The organism is Anaerococcus groningensis, from assembly GCF_046365465.1.
Classification (GTDB): domain Bacteria; phylum Bacillota; class Clostridia; order Tissierellales; family Peptoniphilaceae; genus Anaerococcus; species Anaerococcus groningensis.
This window is the reverse complement of sequence record NZ_JBGMEG010000001.1, coordinates 147,858-166,463: the sequence shown is the minus strand read 5'-3', so window position 1 is coordinate 166,463 and position 18,606 is coordinate 147,858. Positions and strand designations below refer to the sequence as shown.

At 32.6% G+C, this 18,606-nt stretch carries 19 protein-coding genes and 2 tRNA genes; 19 read left to right on the top strand and 2 right to left on the bottom strand.

Annotated features, from left to right (window positions below):
• The first annotated feature begins 5 nt into the window (after window positions 1-5).
• The 17 genes from polA (at window position 6) to AB9Q04_RS00730 (ending at window position 17,079) form a co-directional block, all read left to right on the top strand.
• Window positions 6-2,648 carry a DNA polymerase I gene (gene polA / locus AB9Q04_RS00810; RefSeq protein WP_410023495.1) on the top strand — a complete coding sequence of 881 codons (2,643 nt, stop codon included), beginning with the start codon at window positions 6-8 and terminating at the stop codon, window positions 2,646-2,648.
• Complete coding sequence (coaE, locus tag AB9Q04_RS00805; RefSeq protein ID WP_410023494.1) at window positions 2,635-3,228, top strand: dephospho-CoA kinase; 594 nt, start codon at window positions 2,635-2,637, stop codon at window positions 3,226-3,228. The genes polA and coaE overlap by 14 nt, the downstream gene beginning before the upstream one ends.
• Window positions 3,225-3,881 carry a lytic transglycosylase domain-containing protein gene (locus tag AB9Q04_RS00800; RefSeq protein ID WP_410023493.1) on the top strand — a complete coding sequence of 219 codons (657 nt, stop codon included), beginning with the start codon at window positions 3,225-3,227 and terminating at the stop codon, window positions 3,879-3,881. Before coaE ends, AB9Q04_RS00800 begins: the two co-directional genes overlap by 4 nt.
• Window positions 3,882-3,947: 66 nt before the next feature.
• Complete coding sequence (rsxC, locus tag AB9Q04_RS00795; RefSeq protein ID WP_410023492.1) at window positions 3,948-5,285, top strand: electron transport complex subunit RsxC; 1,338 nt, start codon at window positions 3,948-3,950, stop codon at window positions 5,283-5,285.
• Window positions 5,286-5,295: 10 nt separating this feature from the next.
• The gene (locus AB9Q04_RS00790; RefSeq protein ID WP_410023491.1) at window positions 5,296-6,270 is read left to right on the top strand and encodes an RnfABCDGE type electron transport complex subunit D; all 975 of its coding nucleotides are present in this window, start codon (window positions 5,296-5,298) and stop codon (window positions 6,268-6,270) included.
• Window positions 6,263-6,802 (top strand): FMN-binding protein, encoded by a 540-nt coding sequence (locus AB9Q04_RS00785; RefSeq protein WP_410023490.1) that lies wholly within the window; start codon window positions 6,263-6,265, stop codon window positions 6,800-6,802. The genes AB9Q04_RS00790 and AB9Q04_RS00785 overlap by 8 nt, the downstream gene beginning before the upstream one ends.
• 9 nt (window positions 6,803-6,811) lie before the next feature.
• The gene (gene rsxE / locus AB9Q04_RS00780) at window positions 6,812-7,492 is read left to right on the top strand and encodes an electron transport complex subunit RsxE (protein ID WP_410023489.1); all 681 of its coding nucleotides are present in this window, start codon (window positions 6,812-6,814) and stop codon (window positions 7,490-7,492) included.
• Between the two features lie 10 nt (window positions 7,493-7,502).
• On the top strand, window positions 7,503-8,075 hold the full coding sequence (locus AB9Q04_RS00775; RefSeq protein ID WP_410023488.1) for an electron transport complex protein RnfA: 573 nt from the start codon (window positions 7,503-7,505) through the stop codon (window positions 8,073-8,075).
• A gap of 9 nt (window positions 8,076-8,084) precedes the next feature.
• Window positions 8,085-8,885: an RnfABCDGE type electron transport complex subunit B gene (locus AB9Q04_RS00770; RefSeq protein WP_410023487.1), complete on the top strand. Its 801-nt coding sequence runs from the start codon at window positions 8,085-8,087 to the stop codon at window positions 8,883-8,885.
• Between the two features lie 112 nt (window positions 8,886-8,997).
• The gene (locus tag AB9Q04_RS00765; RefSeq protein WP_410023486.1) at window positions 8,998-9,381 is read left to right on the top strand and encodes a NusG domain II-containing protein; all 384 of its coding nucleotides are present in this window, start codon (window positions 8,998-9,000) and stop codon (window positions 9,379-9,381) included.
• A gap of 3 nt (window positions 9,382-9,384) precedes the next feature.
• Complete coding sequence (locus AB9Q04_RS00760) at window positions 9,385-9,924, top strand: Gx transporter family protein (protein ID WP_410023485.1); 540 nt, start codon at window positions 9,385-9,387, stop codon at window positions 9,922-9,924.
• A complete protein-coding gene (gene radC / locus AB9Q04_RS00755) occupies window positions 9,899-10,579 on the top strand; it encodes a RadC family protein (protein WP_410023484.1) in 681 nt (226 codons plus the stop codon). The genes AB9Q04_RS00760 and radC overlap by 26 nt, the downstream gene beginning before the upstream one ends.
• A gap of 11 nt (window positions 10,580-10,590) precedes the next feature.
• Window positions 10,591-11,601 (top strand): rod shape-determining protein, encoded by a 1,011-nt coding sequence (gene mreB, locus AB9Q04_RS00750; protein ID WP_410023483.1) that lies wholly within the window; start codon window positions 10,591-10,593, stop codon window positions 11,599-11,601.
• A gap of 6 nt (window positions 11,602-11,607) precedes the next feature.
• The gene (gene mreC, locus AB9Q04_RS00745) at window positions 11,608-12,492 is read left to right on the top strand and encodes a rod shape-determining protein MreC (protein ID WP_410023482.1); all 885 of its coding nucleotides are present in this window, start codon (window positions 11,608-11,610) and stop codon (window positions 12,490-12,492) included.
• Window positions 12,493-12,981 carry a rod shape-determining protein MreD gene (mreD, locus tag AB9Q04_RS00740; protein ID WP_410023481.1) on the top strand — a complete coding sequence of 163 codons (489 nt, stop codon included), beginning with the start codon at window positions 12,493-12,495 and terminating at the stop codon, window positions 12,979-12,981. It begins immediately after the preceding gene.
• 11 nt (window positions 12,982-12,992) lie between these two features.
• Window positions 12,993-16,442, top strand: coding sequence for a penicillin-binding transpeptidase domain-containing protein (locus AB9Q04_RS00735; protein WP_410023480.1), 3,450 nt, complete (start codon window positions 12,993-12,995; stop codon window positions 16,440-16,442).
• Window positions 16,443-16,452: 10 nt separating this feature from the next.
• Window positions 16,453-17,079: a P-loop NTPase family protein gene (locus AB9Q04_RS00730; protein WP_410023479.1), complete on the top strand. Its 627-nt coding sequence runs from the start codon at window positions 16,453-16,455 to the stop codon at window positions 17,077-17,079.
• A gap of 11 nt (window positions 17,080-17,090) precedes the next feature.
• Here AB9Q04_RS00730 and AB9Q04_RS00725 read toward each other — a convergent pair whose 3' ends face one another.
• Both AB9Q04_RS00725 and AB9Q04_RS00720 read right to left on the bottom strand, forming a co-directional pair.
• The gene (locus AB9Q04_RS00725) at window positions 17,091-17,348 is read right to left on the bottom strand and encodes a GIY-YIG nuclease family protein (RefSeq protein WP_410023478.1); all 258 of its coding nucleotides are present in this window, start codon (window positions 17,346-17,348) and stop codon (window positions 17,091-17,093) included.
• Complete coding sequence (locus AB9Q04_RS00720; RefSeq protein WP_410023477.1) at window positions 17,345-17,950, bottom strand: regulatory protein RecX; 606 nt, start codon at window positions 17,948-17,950, stop codon at window positions 17,345-17,347. The genes AB9Q04_RS00725 and AB9Q04_RS00720 overlap by 4 nt, the downstream gene beginning before the upstream one ends.
• 345 nt (window positions 17,951-18,295) lie before the next feature.
• Between AB9Q04_RS00720 and AB9Q04_RS00715 the strand changes: the two genes are divergently transcribed.
• Window positions 18,296-18,372, top strand: a tRNA-His gene (locus AB9Q04_RS00715).
• Between the two features lies 1 nt (window position 18,373).
• Window positions 18,374-18,460 (top strand) — tRNA-Leu (locus AB9Q04_RS00710).
• Window positions 18,461-18,606 lie beyond the last annotated feature (146 nt).

Genomic DNA, 18,606 nt, shown 5'->3' with positions numbered 1-18,606 from the left:
GACAAATGAGTAAAACACTTATGCTAATTGATGGTTCTAGTTTAATTTTTAGGGCGTTTTTTGCCCTCCCAAACCTTACTAATAACGATGGAGTCATGACCAACGGTGTGTATGGTTTTTTAACTATGTACCAAAATGCTTTTGATAAATATAAACCGGATTCTGTACTGGTGGCCTTTGATAGGTCAAGTAAGACTTTCCGCCATGAGGAATTTAAAGATTATAAGGCAACTCGTGATAAGATGCCAAGCGAGCTTTCCTACCAGTTTGGAATTTTAAAAGATATATTAGATTCTATGAAAGTAGCCTACACTGACCTTGATGGTTTTGAAGCAGATGATATTGTAGGAACTTATGCACAAATGGGTCAAGAATCAGGCTATGAAGTAGTTGTTATAACTGGAGACCGTGATTATTTACAACTTGTGGATGAAAATATTACAGTTTACCTAACCAAAAAAGGTATTTCTGATATGGTTGAGTATAATCTTGATTCTATAAAGGAAGAATATGGACTTACCCCAGCGCAATTAATAGATGTAAAGGGTCTTGAAGGAGATAAATCAGATAATATCCCAGGTGTAGATGGAATTGGGCCTAAAAAAGCTATTGGCTTTATCCAACAATATGGTTCAATTGAGGGTCTATATGAGCATATAGATGAAGTCTCTGGTAAAAAAACCAAGCAAACTTTAATCGATAGTGAAGCTATTGCATATATGAGTAAAAAAATTGGGACAATCGTTAAAAATGCCCCAGTTGATATAGAGTTAGATGATTTAAAACTTACCGAGCCAGACTATCCAGCCCTTAAAGAAAAATTTTCTAAGTATAACTTTAATAAATTTCTAGAAAAAATAGAGGGTGATGTAGCAGATACCGATATAGATATGGACTTTGATTTTGTGGAAGCTAATAGTTATGATGATTTGATAAATTCTATAAAGAAAAATAAAGAATTTACCTTTAAATCATTTTATGATGGAGAAAACTATATCCATTCTAAAATTTATAAATTGGCTATAAAAACAACTGATACAGATACTTATATCGTAAAACCAGATGAAAACTTTATAGCTAGTTTTAAAGAAATATTTGCTGATAAAGAGATTATAAAAAATTCTTTTGATATTAAAGAAGATGTGGTTTTACTTGATAAATTAGGTATAGATTTAGCCTTGCCTTATGATGATTTGATGTTGATGCATTATCTAATAGATCCATCTAGATCATCTTATGATGTAAAAACATTAAGCCAAACTTACTCAAATTTTGAAGTGATTAGTGAAGCAGATTTAATTGGCAAAGGTAAAAAAACTAAAAAATATGAAGAAGTTGACCAAGACGAGTTAAATCCTTATTTTGCCTCTATTCTTTATACCATAGAAAATTCTAAGGAAAAATTAGTAGCAGAACTTAAAGACTTAGAAATGTATGATTTATATAAAGATATAGAAATAAAGCTTTCAAAAGTTTTAGCTAATATGGAAATAAGTGGTTTTGTAACTGACATTAATGTTTTGGAAAAACTAAAGGCTGAAATTGATGATGTTTTAGAAGACCTTACTACAGAAATCTATGAGTTTGCAGGATCAGAATTTAATATCAATTCTCCAAAACAACTAGGAGAAGTATTATTTAAGGACTTAGATTTACCAGTTATCAAAAAAACAAAGACAGGTTTTTCCACTGATGCGTCAGTTTTAGAAAAACTACGTGATGAACATCAAATAATCCCAAAAATCGAACAATATAGGGAAATGTACAAACTTCGTTCTACTTATATAGAGGGGCTAGAAAATTCTATAGATGAAGATGGCAGAATCAGATCAACATTTAAGCAAAGTATAGCATCAACTGGAAGACTTTCATCAACAGAGCCAAACCTACAAAATCTACCAATTAGGACAGAAGAAGGCAGAAAAATTAGAAAAGCCTTTAAGGCAGGTGAGGGCAAAATTTTAATAGATGCGGATTATTCTCAAATCGAACTTAGAATCCTTGCTTCATTAACAAATGATCAAAATATGATAGATGCCTTTATAAATGGTGTTGATATCCATACAAAAACAGCTTCGGAAGTATTTGATAGACCCCTAGATGAGGTCACAAAAGTAGAAAGATATAATGCTAAGGCAGTTAATTTTGGTATAATTTATGGGATAAGTGATTATGGTTTATCTCAAAACTTAAATATTCCTAGACCTGTAGCCAAAGAATATATAGAAGGATTCTTTGAAGGTTATCCAAATGTAAAAAAATATATGGATAATATCATAAAAGAAGCAAGAGAGCTTGGCTACACCGATACCTTATTTAACCGTAGGAGATATATACCAGAAATTACTTCAAAAAACTTTAATGTAAGAAGCTTTGGTGAAAGAGTTGCTCTAAATACACCAATTCAAGGAACAGCAGCAGATATTATAAAAATCGCTATGATAAAGACTGAAGAAAATCTAAAGAATGCTGGCCTTGATGCAAAAATAATCCTACAAATCCACGATGAGATTATCCTTGAATCATCTATAGAAGATAAGGATAAGGCCATGGAAATTTTAAGAGATTCTATGGAGTCAGCAGCTAAACTTCAAGTACCATTATTAGTTGAAATTGATACTGGAGAAAGCATGTATGAGTCCAAGTAAAATTGTAATTACAGGGACAATTGCATCGGGAAAATCAACCCTTTGTAAACTTTTAGAAGAAATGGGATATAAGGTTATTTCCGCAGATGAGGCAAATAGAGCTTTATTAGAACCTGGGTCAAAAAATTTTGAAGCAATTAAAAATTCAGGTGAATTTGATGAAGCTTTTAATAATGAAAGCCTAGATAAAAAGGCCCTAGCTCAAATAATCTTTAGTGATTCTCAAAAATTAAAAAAATTAAACCAGCTAACTCATAGGAATATCCTGGATGAGATAGAAAATCAAATTGCAAAACTAGATGAAAGTGTAGTTTTTATCGAAATTCCACTTTTCTTTCAAATGGAAGAAAAGTTTGCTGCAAATGAGGTTTGGCTGGTAGTAGCTAATTATGAAACCCAGCTACAAAGGCTAATGATGCGCGATAATATTGATATCGACTATGCAAAAGCAAAGATAGAAAGTCAAGACCAACTGCTTACTATGAAAGAAAATAGTAATGTAGTCTTTGACAATAGTACAAGTATAGAAAATCTAAGAAAAGAATTAGAAATTGTTTTAAAACAAAAGGATTTATTATGAAAGTTTTAAAATTTATAGGAAAAGTTATAGGATATATTCTCCTTGCTATACTTTTAGCAATAGTATTATCCTATGGTATAATTGCCTACCAGACTTCAAGAACGAAAATAAATTACCAAGATCAGATCACTGAAACTTCAGAAAATTTTAATATAGATCCGCTTTTAACAGCATCTATTGTAAAAGTTGAGTCAGACTTTGATAATGATGCCCAAAGCCACCAAGGAGCTCAAGGGTTAATGCAGCTTCTTGATGATACAGCCAGACACTCAGCAGAAGTAATTGGCATGGAGTATTATCCAGAAAAATTAAATGATATTGATTACAACCTAAAACTAGGGGTAGGCTATTATAATTATTTAATAAAATATTATAACAACCAAAAATTAGCCCTAGCAGCCTATAACGGTGGTGTAGGAAATGTCGATAAATGGATTAAGGAAGGCATTCTTGATAAAGAAAATCCGGACATATCAAAAATACCTTTTGAAGAAACAAGACAATATGTGACAAAGGTAGAATCAACCTATGATGTTTACAAAACTTTTTATAAGGATGGACTACCTACAAATACTGAGTTATCTGATTTAGGACAATTAAGCTATAATAATTTTATGACATTCATCAACGAGCTATTTTTTAATATAGCTTAGTTGTTGATGAATGTCTAAATTTCATTTATAATAAAAAAGAACATAAAAAATATTAAGGAGATGTATATGGCAGGAAATGCTTTGACATTTAAAAAGGGTGTCCACATTGAAGAGTTTAAAGAACTTTCTGAAAACAGTGAATTACTCAACCTTCCTACACCACAAGAGGTAGTAATCCCACTAACTCAACATATCGGTGCACCAAGTAAATGTCTTGTAAACAAAAAAGATGAAGTACATATTGGAGATTTAATCGGCCAAGCTGTTGGTAACTTTTCAGCAAATATCCATTCATCAGTAAATGGGGTTGTTAAAGACATAATAGATATTCAAACAGCATCTGGTAAAAATTCTCAAGCAGTTGTTATAGACACAGAAGGCTACGATCAAGAAAAAGAGTACATATTAAATGAAAACGTAAGCTTAAATAAAGAAGAAATCGTAGCGAAGATAAAAGAGGCAGGCATAGTTGGTATGGGGGGAGCTGCATTCCCAACTCACATCAAATACACACCTGCAAAGGAAATCGATACAGTTATTGTAAATGGGGCAGAATGTGAGCCTTATGTAACATGTGATGATTTTATATTAAAAAATAGACCAGAAAATATTGTAAAGGGTCTAGAGATCTTAGTAGTAGCATCAGGAGCCAAAGAAGGAATTATCGCAATAGAAGATAACAAGCCAAAAGCTTTTGAAGCAATCTCTTCATATCTAGAAACTTATGCAAATAATGCTACAAACAAACCTAATCTAAAAGTAGTTAAACTTGCTACAAAATATCCACAAGGGGATGAAAAAAGATTAATTGATGCAACATTAAATAGGGTTGTGCCATCTGGTGGTCTGCCAATGGATGCGGGAGTAATAGTATCCAATGTTTCAACTGTAAATGCAGTTTATGAAGCAATCTACTATGACAAGCCTCTTTATGAAAGAGTGATGACTGTTACAGGTCATAATGTAAAAAATCCACAAAATGTGGTTGTAAAAGTAGGAACTTCTTTTGAATATGCAATTGATGCTGTAGGTGGTCTTAACGGAGAAATAGGAAAACTTATAAGTGGTGGACCTATGATGGGTATTGCTCAACCAAATTCTGGTAATCCTGTAGAAAAAGCTACTAACTGTATCCTAGTACAAACAAAAGAAGAAGCTATACCAGCAGAAATTGAACCATGTATCAGATGTGCAAGATGTGTGGATGTTTGTCCAGTAAATCTTATGCCTTTATATATCCATAAATTTGCGTTAAATGAGAAATTTGACCAAGCAGAAGATTATAGAATTATGGATTGTATCGAGTGTGGGTCTTGTTCATACATTTGCCCATCAAAAAGACCACTAGTAGAGGCTATTAGATTTGGTAAAAGGCAAATAAGACAAGCAGGAAAAGGTAAGTAGGAGTAGATAAATGGAAAATAGAGAAAAATTATTAATCACATCTTCTCCTCATGTGAGAAGCAATAAAACCGTTCAAAGCGAGATGAGAGATGTTATTATTGCTCTAGTACCAGCAGGTATTGCAGCAGTATATTACTTTGGCTACAGGGCTTTAATCTTAATACTAGCATCAGTAATCGCTTGTGTATTATCAGAATTTTTATTTAATAAAGCTACAAAAAGAAAGCAAACTATAAAAGATCTCTCAGCAGTAGTTACAGGTATATTACTAGCCTTTAACGTACCATTTACTTTACCAGTATGGCAATTAGTTATAGGGGCAATATTTGCAATAGTAGTTGTAAAGATGGCTTTTGGTGGACTTGGACAAAATATAGTAAACCCAGCCTTGGCTGCAAGAGCATTCTTACTTGCATCTTGGTCAGAAAATATGTCAACCTTTGTACCACCACAAAGAGTAGCAACCTTAAAATCAGTTAGCACAGTCTCAGCCTTATCAGCTGCAACACCACTTGTAGAACCTAGGACATATTCTTTAATGGATTTATTTTTAGGAAATATCCCAGGTTCTTTAGGAGAAGTTTCAGCTCTAGCCTTAATAATTGGTTTTATTTACTTACTAGCAAGAAGAGTAGTAAATATCAAAATGCCTCTTATATACATAGTAACAGCAACAGTTTTAGGTGGATTATTCCAAGGATTTGATGACATATTAAAGTATATACTATCCGGTGGTATGCTTTTAGGAGCATTTTTCATGCTAACAGATTATACAACTAGCCCTGTAACCCCAAAAGGACAAGTAGTTTATGCAGTACTTGCAGGATTACTAACAGCTATCATTAGAGCTTTTGGTGGATATCCAGAAGGGGTAAGTTATTCTATCTTACTTGCAAATCTAGTTGTACCAATTATAGAAAAATATACTAGACCAAAAGTATTTGGTGTAGATTATAGCAAACAAAAAGGAGTAGCAAATGAATAATTTTAAGTTAGGTTTAAGATTATTTGCCATAACAGCAGTAGTAGCCCTAGCTCTTGCTTTTACAAATAGTCTAACAGCTCCAGTAGTTGCAGAAAATCAAGCGCGAGAATTAAAAGAATCCTTATCTGTAGTATATCCTGCAGATTCTTATGAAGAAATAGATGTAGACAAACCAGAAACAATAGAAAATGTTTATAAAGCAATTACAAGTGATGGAGAAGGGTATGTATTCCAAATCAATTCTCCAGGTGGTTATGGTGGGGACATCGAATACCTAATTGGTGTTGATCCAGACCATAACATAACAGGATTTGCTCCATTAGATCACTTAGAGTCACCAGGATTTGGTGCTGAAATGGAACAAGATTTCTTTAAAAAAGGAATGGTTGGAGTAAATATGGATAATGAAGTTGGCTATTCAGAAGCTGGTGGCGAAAATGAAATAGTAGGTATTTCTGGAGCAACATATTCAACTCAAACTATTGTAAATGGTATAAATGATGCTAGAAAAGTTCTAGCTAATCTAAATTAGGAGTTATTTATGGAACAACAATTAGATAGACCTTTTGTGGATGAAGATGCAAAAGTAGATAGTAAAAGAAAACAAAAAGTAAGCCTAGGTAAGGTATTTTCCGATGGTATATTTAAAAATAATCCAGTCTTTGTACAATTAGTTGGGATGTGTTCGGTACTAGGGGTTTCATCAACTATGAAAAATGCCATTGGTATGGGATTATCAGTTATATTTGTAATAGTGATGAGTAACCTAGTAGTATCCTTACTTAGAAATTTTATAAAAGATGAAATTAGAATCCCAGCTTTTATCGTAATTATTGCAGGATTTGTAACTATAGTTCAGTTAGTACTTAGGGCGTATGTACCTTCTTTATATAAATCTTTAGGTATATTTATCCCACTAATCGTAGTAAACTGTGTAATCCTTGCTCGTGCAGAAGGATTTGCTTCAAAAAATGGTCCTATTGCATCAATTGTGGATGGACTTAGTCAAGGACTTGGTTATACTCTTGCTATCTCAGTTTTAGCTTTTGTAAGAGAATTATTTGGAGCAGGAACAGTATTTGGAAAAACTATTATTCCAGCAGAATACACTATTGGGTTCTTACAACAACCAGCATCATCATTTATAGTTTTAGGTTTATTATTTGCAGCATATGCAGCTTATACTAACAAAAAAGAAAGAAAAGCTGCTTTAGCTAAATAGGGAGGGACATATGACAGATTTAATTTCAATAATTATTGGTGCAATTTTTGTATCAAACTACGTCTTAGGACAATTCCTAGGAATATGTCCTGTATTAGGTGTAACTAGTAAACCAGAGACTGCTCGTGGTATGAGCTTTGCAGTTATTTTTGTAATTACTATATCTTCTATAGTTACATGGTTTATACAATATTACCTATTGGAACCATTAAATATTGAGTACCTACAAACTGTAGTATTTATCTTGGTTATAGCATCTTTAGTACAATCAGTTGAAACTGTAATGAAAAAAAATATGCCTAGCTTATATGGAGCTTTGGGGGTATTCTTACCACTTATTACAACTAACTGTGTAGTACTAGGTGTAGCTATAAAAACAATTGGAAACCAATATGATTTGCTTCAAACAATAGTTTATGCTCTAGCAGCATCATTAGGATTTATGCTAGTTATGATGATCCTATCATACATAAGAGAAAGAATTGCAGAAAATGATACTCCAGAAGCCTTTAAGGGTGCGTCAATGAGTCTTATTATCCTGGGACTTATGTCAATCACATTTATGGGCTTTGCAGGATTATAGGAGTCATTTATGAATGAAATATTATTACCAATTGTAGTTCTGGGGGCATTAGGTTTTTTATTTGCTGTAGCTCTAGGACTTATAAGTTCAAAATTTAAGGTAGAAACATCAGTTACAGAAGAAGCAGTTAGAAACGCTCTACCAGGTGCCAATTGTGGTGCCTGTGGTTATCCAGGTTGTGATGGTTGTGCAGCAGCAATTGCTAAAGGAGAAGCACCAGTAAGTGCTTGTGTTATCGGTGGACCAACAGTAACCGAAGCTGTAGCAGAAGCTATGGGGGTAGAAGCTGTTTCTAATGATAGTAGGCAAGTAGCTGTTGTAAAGTGTAATGGAGATTGTGATAGTGCCAAAGACTTATTTGAGTACTCAGGCCTTGATGATTGTAGGGCACAAATTGCACTATTTGGTGGTAAAAAAGAATGTAACTATGGTTGTATTGGATGCGGTACATGTGAAAAAACTTGTCCATTCGATGCTATCCACGTACATAATGGAGTAGCTAAATTAGACCGTGATAAGTGTGTTGCTTGCGGAAAATGTGTAGAAGCTTGTCCAAAAGATATCATAACTTTAGTACCATACGCACAAAAGGCTGTAGTTTTGTGTTCTAACCAAGAAAAGGGTAAGGATGCACGTAAAAAATGTGATAAGGCATGTATAGCATGTACACTTTGTGCAAAAACTTATCCAGAAGGCTTCGAAATGAAGAAAAACCTATCAGTTGAAAACATTGATCCAAGCCTTGATGTAGAATTATTGCAACAAGCTGCAGATAAATGTCCAAACAAATGTATAGAAGTTTTTAATTAATAGTATAAAGATAAACCGGTTTTGCCGGTTTATTTTTTTTATAAACTCATATTTTGCCCTAAATTGACAAGAAAAACTATTAAACGTAAACTCATATAATGAGGTATTTTTTATGAAAATTAAAAAAGGTGATATAATTATTTCCCTGAGTCTATTACTTTTAAGTATAGTAATGGCCTTTGGGATTTCAAATAATAGCCCAAAAACAAGTGGGAAAATAGTAAGAATTGAACATAATTCTGAATTGTATGGGGAATTTTCCTTAAATGAAGACAAAGTAATAGAAATAGATGATGGGGTTCACTACAATAAGGTAGTCATAAAAGATGGTAAAGCTTATATGGAAGAGGCAAATTGTAGAGATCAGATTTGTACTCATATGCCACCGATAAGTATTAATGGAGAGACTATAATTTGCTTACCAAATAGAGTTTTTCTAGAAGTAATTGATACTGACCAATCAAACGATGATGGCATAGATAGGATAAGTAGGTAATAGATGAAAGATTTAAAAAAAGTAACAAGTATTGCACTTTTAACTTCTATGGCACTGGCTATTTCTTTGATAGAACATATGATTCCCCTTCCTGTTCCCATACCCGGAGCCAAGCTTGGTTTTTCTAATATGATAATTTTACTAAGTCTATATTTTTATGGTTTTAAATCAGCCCTTTTAGTTGGAGTTTTAAAATCGTTTTTACTTATGCTTATAACAGGATCAGTTACAGCATTTTTCTACTCCTTTGCAGGAGCTGTTTTAGCATCTATAGGTATGGCAGCATCACTTAAACTTTTAAATAGATTTACTTCATTTATTGGTATTAGTGAAATAGGTGCATTTTTTCATAACCTAGGTCAAATACTAGTAGCTGCAGTATTTATGAGCAATATAAAAATGCTTATTTATTTTCCAGCCCTAGTAATTATGGGAGTATTTACAAGCTTTTTTGTTGGTCTAGGTGTAAATTATGTAGCAAGTCACATGGAAAAAATTGGTATTAGGGATATGAAAGATGAGAAAGTCAATAAAAGAGTTTGATCAAGAAGATAGACCACGTGAAAAACTAATAAGTAAGGGTGCTGATAGTTTAAGTGATGAGGAGCTTCTTGCTATCATAATAGGCACAGGAACTAGAGAAAAAAATGTGGTAGAATTATCAAGAGAAATTTTACAGACTTTTTCTTATGAGAGTTTATCCGATATAGAGGTAAGTGAGCTTACAAAAATAAAGGGCATCAAATCTGCTAAGGCAAGCTCTATTGTTGCTTCACTTCGCTTTGGGCAAAGAATTGCTCAAAAAACTATGGAGAAAAAAATAAGAAAAATTTCTTCTAGTGAGGATATCTATAATTATCTAAAAAATGAGCTAGCTGATATGAAAAACGAATGCTTTTACGCTATCCTTTTAGACACTAAAAATGTTATAATATCTAAAGAAGTAATAAGTGTAGGCATTCTAGATGCATCCTTAGTTCATCCAAGAGAAGCCTTTAAACCTGCAATTAAAAAATCGGCAAAATCTATTATCTTTGCCCACAATCATCCTAGTGGAGATTTTTCTCCATCAAATGATGACTTTAAAACTACCCAAAGACTTGTAGAAGCAGGAGATATCTTAGATATAGAAGTCTTAGACCATATAATAATCGGTAAGGATGGTTATTATAGTTTTAAGAAAGAAAATTTATTATAGGAGTACTACAAATGAGTTTAAAAATGGTTGCTACAGACTTTGCCATAGACCTTGGCACTAGCAATATTTTAGTTTATAAAAAAAATGAGGGTGTAATCATAAACGAACCTTCTATGATAGTCCTAGACCAAAATAATACTAAGGTCTTAGCTATTGGCAAGGAAGCAAAGGATATGATTGGCAAAACCCCATCAAATATTCATGTTGTTAAACCAATTGAAAATGGAGTGATAACAGATTTTAACCTTACAGAAGCTATGCTAAAACATTTTTTTGCTGAGGTAAATCCAGGTACTGCCATTATCCAACCAAAAGTAGTAATTTGCGTTCCAAGTGGGATTACAGATATAGAATCACGTGCTATAGAAGATGCAGCTTTACATGCTGGCAGCCGTGATATTATTTTAGTTGAACAATCACTTGCAGCAGCCTTTGGTATGGGGCTTACTCCAGAAGATCCTAGGGGTATTTTATTATTAAGTCTAGGTGCTGGGACAAGTGAGATAAGTGTTATTTCTCTAAATGGTATTGTAACAAGCAAAACCATCAATAAGGGTGGAGACTACATAGATGATGCAATTATAGATTTATTTAGAGAAAAAAGACAAATGGATATTGGAGAGGCAACAGCAGAAGAAATAAAAAACAATTTGCTCAGTCTTAGAGTAAAAGATGCAGAAAATTCTATGAATGTTGATGGTAGAGATTTAGTATCAGCTGCTCCAAAGTCAGTGGATATTAAAAGTAAGGATCTAGTAGAGTGCATCATGCCATATGCAGATGAAATTGTAAATATGATCTATGAAGTACTAGAAAAAATACCACCAGAACTTACAGCAGATATCAAAAAAGATGGATTTGCACTAAGTGGTGGTCTTAGCCAGGTAAGAGGTCTGCGTGAATATATAGAAAATAAATTACATTTAACATCCTATACATCAGATGACCCACAAACAGATGCAATTCTAGGAGCTGGACAGATTTTAGATGATCCAGATAGATTTTTTAAATATCGTAAGTAGGTAAAAATGGCATATAGAAGAAGAAAGAAATCTAATAAATCATTTTTAATAACAACTTTAGCATTACTTATAACCATAGGTGTATCATCTCAGACACAGGCCTTAACAGGTGCTGGCTCTAACCTTGCTAATACAATATTTAAACCAATAGAAGGTTTCACCTATTCTGTTTCATCAGAGATTATGAATCAAATAGAAAGAACAGTAGGTTCTAAAGAAACAAGGTCTGAAGTTATGAGATTAGAATCAGAAAATAGGTCTTTAGTTATGGAAAATGCTAGACTTTTATCCATTATAAATAAAGAAGACTTTTTAAGAAATGAAGCCAAAGCCATCGAAAATTCTCCAAATGAATTCTTAAAGGCAAATGTAGTAAACTCTGATGTCACATCCTTAACCAGCAACTTTACCATTGATAAGGGTAAGAAAGATGGCATTAAGAAAAATGACATCATCCTTCAAGCCATAGGAGATAGCAAATACTACACAGGCCTAGTTGGAAAAGTTACACAAGTTTATGATACTACTGCTAGAGTAGAAACAATAAACAATCAAGCAAATGATGTTTCTTTTATAAATACTCGTAGTGGTGACTATGGGGTTATTGATAAATTTACATCAAGAACCATCCAAGGTTATATGCTAGATGTAGAAAGTGAAGCTAAAAATTCTGATATTCTTATGACTAGTGGTCTTGGTGGAGTATATCCATATGGAATTTATATAGGAACAGTTAGCAATGTTTCTATGAGCCAAGATAGTCTTAGAAAAAATATTACAGTAGATTCACCAGTAGATTTTTCACACATATACAGAGTTTTAGTTTTAAAAGGCAATCAAGATTATGAAACTAATGAGAATCTAACGAAATTGAAGGGGAGGAGAATATAAGTGAATAAATTTAAAACTTTTTTAGTGTTTTTAGTAACCTTTATCCTCCAAACAACTATTTTTTCAAAGATTGATATTTTTGGAGCAAATATAAATATAATGATACCTGCTGTAATAGCCATCTCTCAAATTCTTGGACGCAAAATAGGACCATACGGGTCTATGATTACAGGATTATTTGAAGACTTTTTATTTACAAGTTTAATAGGTCCTCGTGCCTTGTCGTATTTTCTAATAGGATCTTTTGTATCTAGCGATAGGTTTAATTTTGCTAAAGATAAAACTACAGGACTTATTATTACATTTTTAGCAAGTATATTTAATTTCTTGTTTTTAAGTTTAATTTACTATATCTTCATAAGAGTTAATAATTTTACAAATTATTTCCCACTACCTCTCCTAGTGGAATCTGTATTAAATACACTCATTTATTTAATTTATTACAGATTAATAAAGAGGATAATGTATATTCCAACTTATAGAATTTAGGAGTAAAATCTGTGAAAAAACAAAAAGAAAGACGCTTAGTATTTATACAAGTTCTTGTTATCCTCCTAATGGCTATAATAATTGGAAGACTTTTTTCAGTTATGATAGGCCAGGGGGATTATTACAGGGACTTATCGGATAATAGAAAAGTTAAAGAAGTAGATGAGATAGCAAGCCGTGGAAATATCTATGATAGAAATGGAAAAATCCTTGCAACAAGTATCCCATCCTTTGCTGTTCAAATTTATAAGGACCAGCTATTAGAAAAAGAACCGGAAGAAATAACACAAAATTTAGCAAAATTGGTAAATATTCTAGAGGCTGATGGGGTAAACTATACAGATGATTTTGCTTTAAAGTTAAATTCATTTGTATATAAAAGAGACGAAGACTACTTCATCCTAGGACAGATGCCAACAGAGGTCGTTGTTTCTACCTTGATAGACAATAATCTAGTAGAAGAATTTTTAACATCTGTCTATAAGGATGAAAATATAGAATACGAAACAATGAGAACTGCCCTGCTTGCTCTAAAAAAACGTGGGATAGATATCCCAGCCAACGTTAGCCAAGAAGAAGGCAGGTTAAAAGTTACTTACAGGGACAATTCAAAAAATAAACTAGAAGCAGTTGGCTATAGCGAAAATGATAATCCCATAGATGTAGTAATAGATGCAGTGGGTAATGATAGGTCGGTTTTACTATCCATATTGCAAAACTCTAACTCTAGAATCCTAGCCTATAATATATTAAAAACAAATAATTTGCTTGGAAGCATTACCATGGAACCTTATGTAGTTAAGGCTAGTGAAGATATGATAGAAAAAAAGGCAAAGCTTTCTAAAGTTTATCCTGAAATTTCTCTAAAAAGTCATCCAAGCGATGATTTTTATGAAATTGTAAAAACCTCCACCATAAATGATGTTTTAACAAAGGCAAATGTAAATGATGATGGATCCTATGTAATCCCAGCTGATATTTTAATCCAACAGCTAGAAAATAAGGGAATATATGCAAACTTTGAAACAGAAGTTATAACCCAAACTGAGGATGATAGAAATACATATACAGTAAATATAAATTTCAAAAACCCTCAAGCAGGCTCTCCTGTTGATGAGCTGGCAAGAATTGCAGACGAAAATGGTTTATTAAAACCCCTTATTTTATCAGAAGAAATTAAGTATATGGCTCAAAATGCCAACACTTTAAATAATATTTATCCATCCATAGATATATCAGAAGAAGACCCAGATGACTGGGACTACACTTTTAATATAGAAAAGCATAATTTCTATACTTATTATGCGGCAAAGGATAAGGTAAATGAACGAGACAAAGTCGTATCAGTATTAGAAAATGAAAAAGATGCTAAGGCTATCTTAGACTACCTAAAGAAAATAAATGATTTAGAAGACTATTCTGACCCAGAAGCTGTAGGTATATTAACTATAGATAATCAAATAAGTCGCCAAGGTAACTACGGCTATCGACCAATAAATCTAGTTTATAATATAGACGAATCTACAGTTTTAAAAATAGAAGAAAATATAGATGCAACATCTGGTATCCAAGTAGATACTATACCTATAAGATCATATCCAAATAGATACCTGGCTAGTCACATTTTAGGATATATGGGGCCTATTGCAACTGCAGAAGAAGTTGATAAATATGTAAACGAACGTGATTATTTGCGTGATGAGATCATAGGAAAAACAGGTATTGAAGAATCTTACCAAGATAACCTGAAAGGAAAAAATGGTAAATCTTTAGTAACAGTTGACTCAGCTGGAAATAGACGACAAACCATATCTCAGACACCATCTGAGCCTGGAGATGATTTATATTTATCAATAGATGCCGATTTACAAGAACAAGCTGAAAAATCCCTAACAGGAGTACTTGATGCTATAAGCAAAGGCTACCAATACGAATCAGACTATGGAAGTTTTATGCCATTAAGACAAGCTCCTCATGCTTCAAGTGGGGCTGTTGTAGTTTCAAATGTAAAAACTGGTGAAGTTTTAGCCATGGCTTCTTTCCCAGACTATGATCCAAATTTATTTTCAACTGGTATTTCCCAATCAGACTGGGAGAGTTTACAAGTAGAAGAAGATAGTGGACCACTTGTACCTCGTCCTATGCTTAATATTGCCAGCCAAACTGCGGTAATGCCAGGATCTACTTTTAAACTTGTAACAAGTCTTGCAGCTTTAGAAAGTGGCTTAGATCCACAATCAGTTATAACAGACTATGGTTATGTAGAAGTAGGTAATAGAAGATTTAACGATTTGGTATGGACAGAATATGGTACAACCCACGGGGAAGAAAACTTATATGGAGCTATTAGAGATTCATGTAACTATTATTTTTATGTATTAGCTCTTGGAGAAAATCCACATGATGGTAGGTCTATAGGTACAAAATTAGACCTAAATGATATTAGGATTGCAGCAGAAAAATTAGGACTAGATCAACCAACAGGAATTGAAGTAAATATACCAAAAGAAACAACTGGTAATATTCCATCAGTTGGTAAAAAGGTAGAAATCACAAAAATGATGCTACAAACTTATCTAGAAGATAAATTGCCAGTATACCTAAAAGATGGGGTCAAAAAATCAAGAAGTGAATTTGAAAATGATGTCCTAGAAATAGTTAAAATGACAACAAATCCTAGCGAATGGACAAGAAAAAATATTATAGAATTTTTAGATGAAAAAGGATATAACGCAGAAGTGGCCCTCGGAAAAGATAGGGCAGGTCTAGCAGATACCATAAGATATACTTATCTTAATCAAGCTGAGTGGGATGTTACAGACATGCTTAATATCGTAATTGGCCAAGGACAAAACGCTTATACACCAATTCAGATGAATAGAGCAGTAGCAACCCTTACAAATGGTGGATATTTAAATAAATTTACTCTGGTAGATAAGGTAACTAATCATGATTCTGGTGATGTATTATTTAATAATGTTCCCGAAAGAGAAAGAATTGATTTAAAGGATAGAAAATATCTGGAAGATATCAAATACGGTACACTTCTAGTTTCTCAAAATAATAAAATTTTAAATCAAATGCCAGTAGATATTGGTATAAAAACAGGTACAGCAGAAGTAGAAGGTAAAAACCTAGATGGTACAGATTATGATTCTTATGCATGGATGGTAGGTTTTGCACCATATGATGACCCAGAAATTGCCATAAGTATTGTCCTAACCCAAGGTGATACATCCTACAATGCTACACCAATCATGCGTGATGTTATATCTAAATACTTTGATTTAGATGTATTTATTACAAACTCAGGTGATACTCCAGAAGATGCTGATATAGCAGAACTGGGAGATTCTGTGACAAATGATGACCAGGAATTACCAGCAGCTCTAGAAGAGGAAAAAAATTCTGAAACTGAACCAGCAGAAGAAAATCCTGAAGCTGGTGGTAGTCCAAACTAAAGGAAGAAAAATGAAAGTTTATGTAATAAATGGCCCTAAGGCCATTGGTAAAACAGATTTTTCAGTAAATTTAGCTGAATTTTTACAACAAAATAATAAAGTTTTATTACTACAAGGTAAACGTGCTACTACTTCTAATATAGAAGATTATTTTCAAAAAGATGGGATGATAACCTATGATTTGGCAGATTATTTTACAGGTTTAGTGCCTCTTGAAACAGTGATAGTCCATGAAAATCAAAACCTAGATTTCATCATAAGTCCACTTTTAGAAGATAAATATGAAATTACAGGAAATGATATAAACAACCTTTTAAGCAGTGTATCCTATGACTATGTAGTTATAGACGGTGTTGATAAAAATATTATTTCCAATAAAACATCGGTAGATATAGTTAGCGAAAATGAATTAAACCTTGTAAATGATAGTGATGCTTTTTTCATAAATAAAGAAAGCGAAGACTTTGATATAAGAAACTACAAGGATACTATTGATAGTAAAAATAGTAACTACCTAGGTTCAGTAAAAAATGGCGAATATTTTAAAAATGTCATTGAAAACTTAGTAGCCGATAGGGCAGTAGATATACCTAAATTAGGTTTTTTTGAAAAATTGAAAGCAAGCTTTAGAAGATAAAAAAATAAGGACTAAGTTAGATTAAAATTTCTAACTAAGTCCTCTTTTTTTGTCTTTGATAATTTTTTTATAGCTAATTCTTTTTTTAGGGCTTCAGATTTATTTGATATTTCTTCATAATAAACTAATTTACAAGGCCCCTTGGCTCTAGTATATTTGGCACCCTTGCCCGCATTATGTAAGGCTAATCTTTTTTCTAGATCGACACACCAGCCAGTATACAAAGAATTGTCTTTACATCTTAAAATATAAACATAGCCATAACTCATTTGAAAAGTTCACCTACAACTTTATTTATAATATCAAAATCAAATCCCTTGCCGGACAGGTACCTATAAACTTTTTGTTTGCTTTCTATAGAAAAATCATTGCGAGCCTTTTTTACAGCAAAATTATAGGCGTTTTCATACTCATCCTCATCACTTATCTGATCTAGATAAGTATTTATTAAGTCTTCATTTATTTTTTTTGCTTTCAAAGAATAACTTATCTTATTTTTTGCCCATCTAGCAATATTGTGCTTATCAGATACATAGGATTTTACATAAAGTTCATCATTTAATATTCCATAATCATTTAAAAAATCTATGGTTTTCTCAATAGAGTCAGACGAAAAATCATTTTCTTTTAGAATCTTTTCAACTTCAAAACTAGTTTTTTGGGCATAAGATATTTTGCTAAGAGCAATATTTTTGGCCCTATTAAACTCATCATCAGCCAAAATTTCTTTATAAGTGGCAAAGCTTAGTTCATCATCTACATTTAAAAGTAAATCATTATATAGGTCATAAGATATAGAAAAATCCTCACCAGATATGGTTAGGATCACTAAATTGTACTTATCAGAATAATCTATAGCCTCAATAATCATAGACCAGCAAATGAAGCATAAGCGCTATAAAGTATTGGAGCAACCATGGCAATAGCTATAATAATTGCAAAAATTTTAAGTATAGTCTTGTTATTTTTCATCAAATTCACCTCTTGTTTACTTTACTATTTAAACAAAAAAATACATTAGAAAACTTAATAAAAAAATTCAAAAAAAAGCTTGACAAGGTATAGCTAAAAGTATTATAATAATTCTTGCAGTTAAGAAATGCATGGATGGCCTTATGATATGGCTATAATCTGAATGTTAAGTTATTGTAAAAAATATATTAAAAAAACTTGACAAACAAATTATATGTTATATAATGTATAGGGTAATGACCTGGTGGGTATGGTCCAGTTGGTTAAGACACCTGGTTGTGGCCCAGGAGGCCGTGAGTTCGAATCTCACTACTCACCCCATGCGGGATTGGCGGAATTGGCAGACGCGCTAGACTTAGGATCTAGTGAGAATTTTCTCGTGAAGGTTCAACTCCTTTATCCCGCACCAATAAATATGAGAAACCGTTGTTAATTCAACGGTTTCTTTTTTTATAGTTATCAATACAAGCTTTTTGGAAACCATTTAAATGGTTTCTTTTTTTCTGCTTTTTTATATAGGGTATGTTATAATTAATAGTGTGTAAGTTTTGTTAA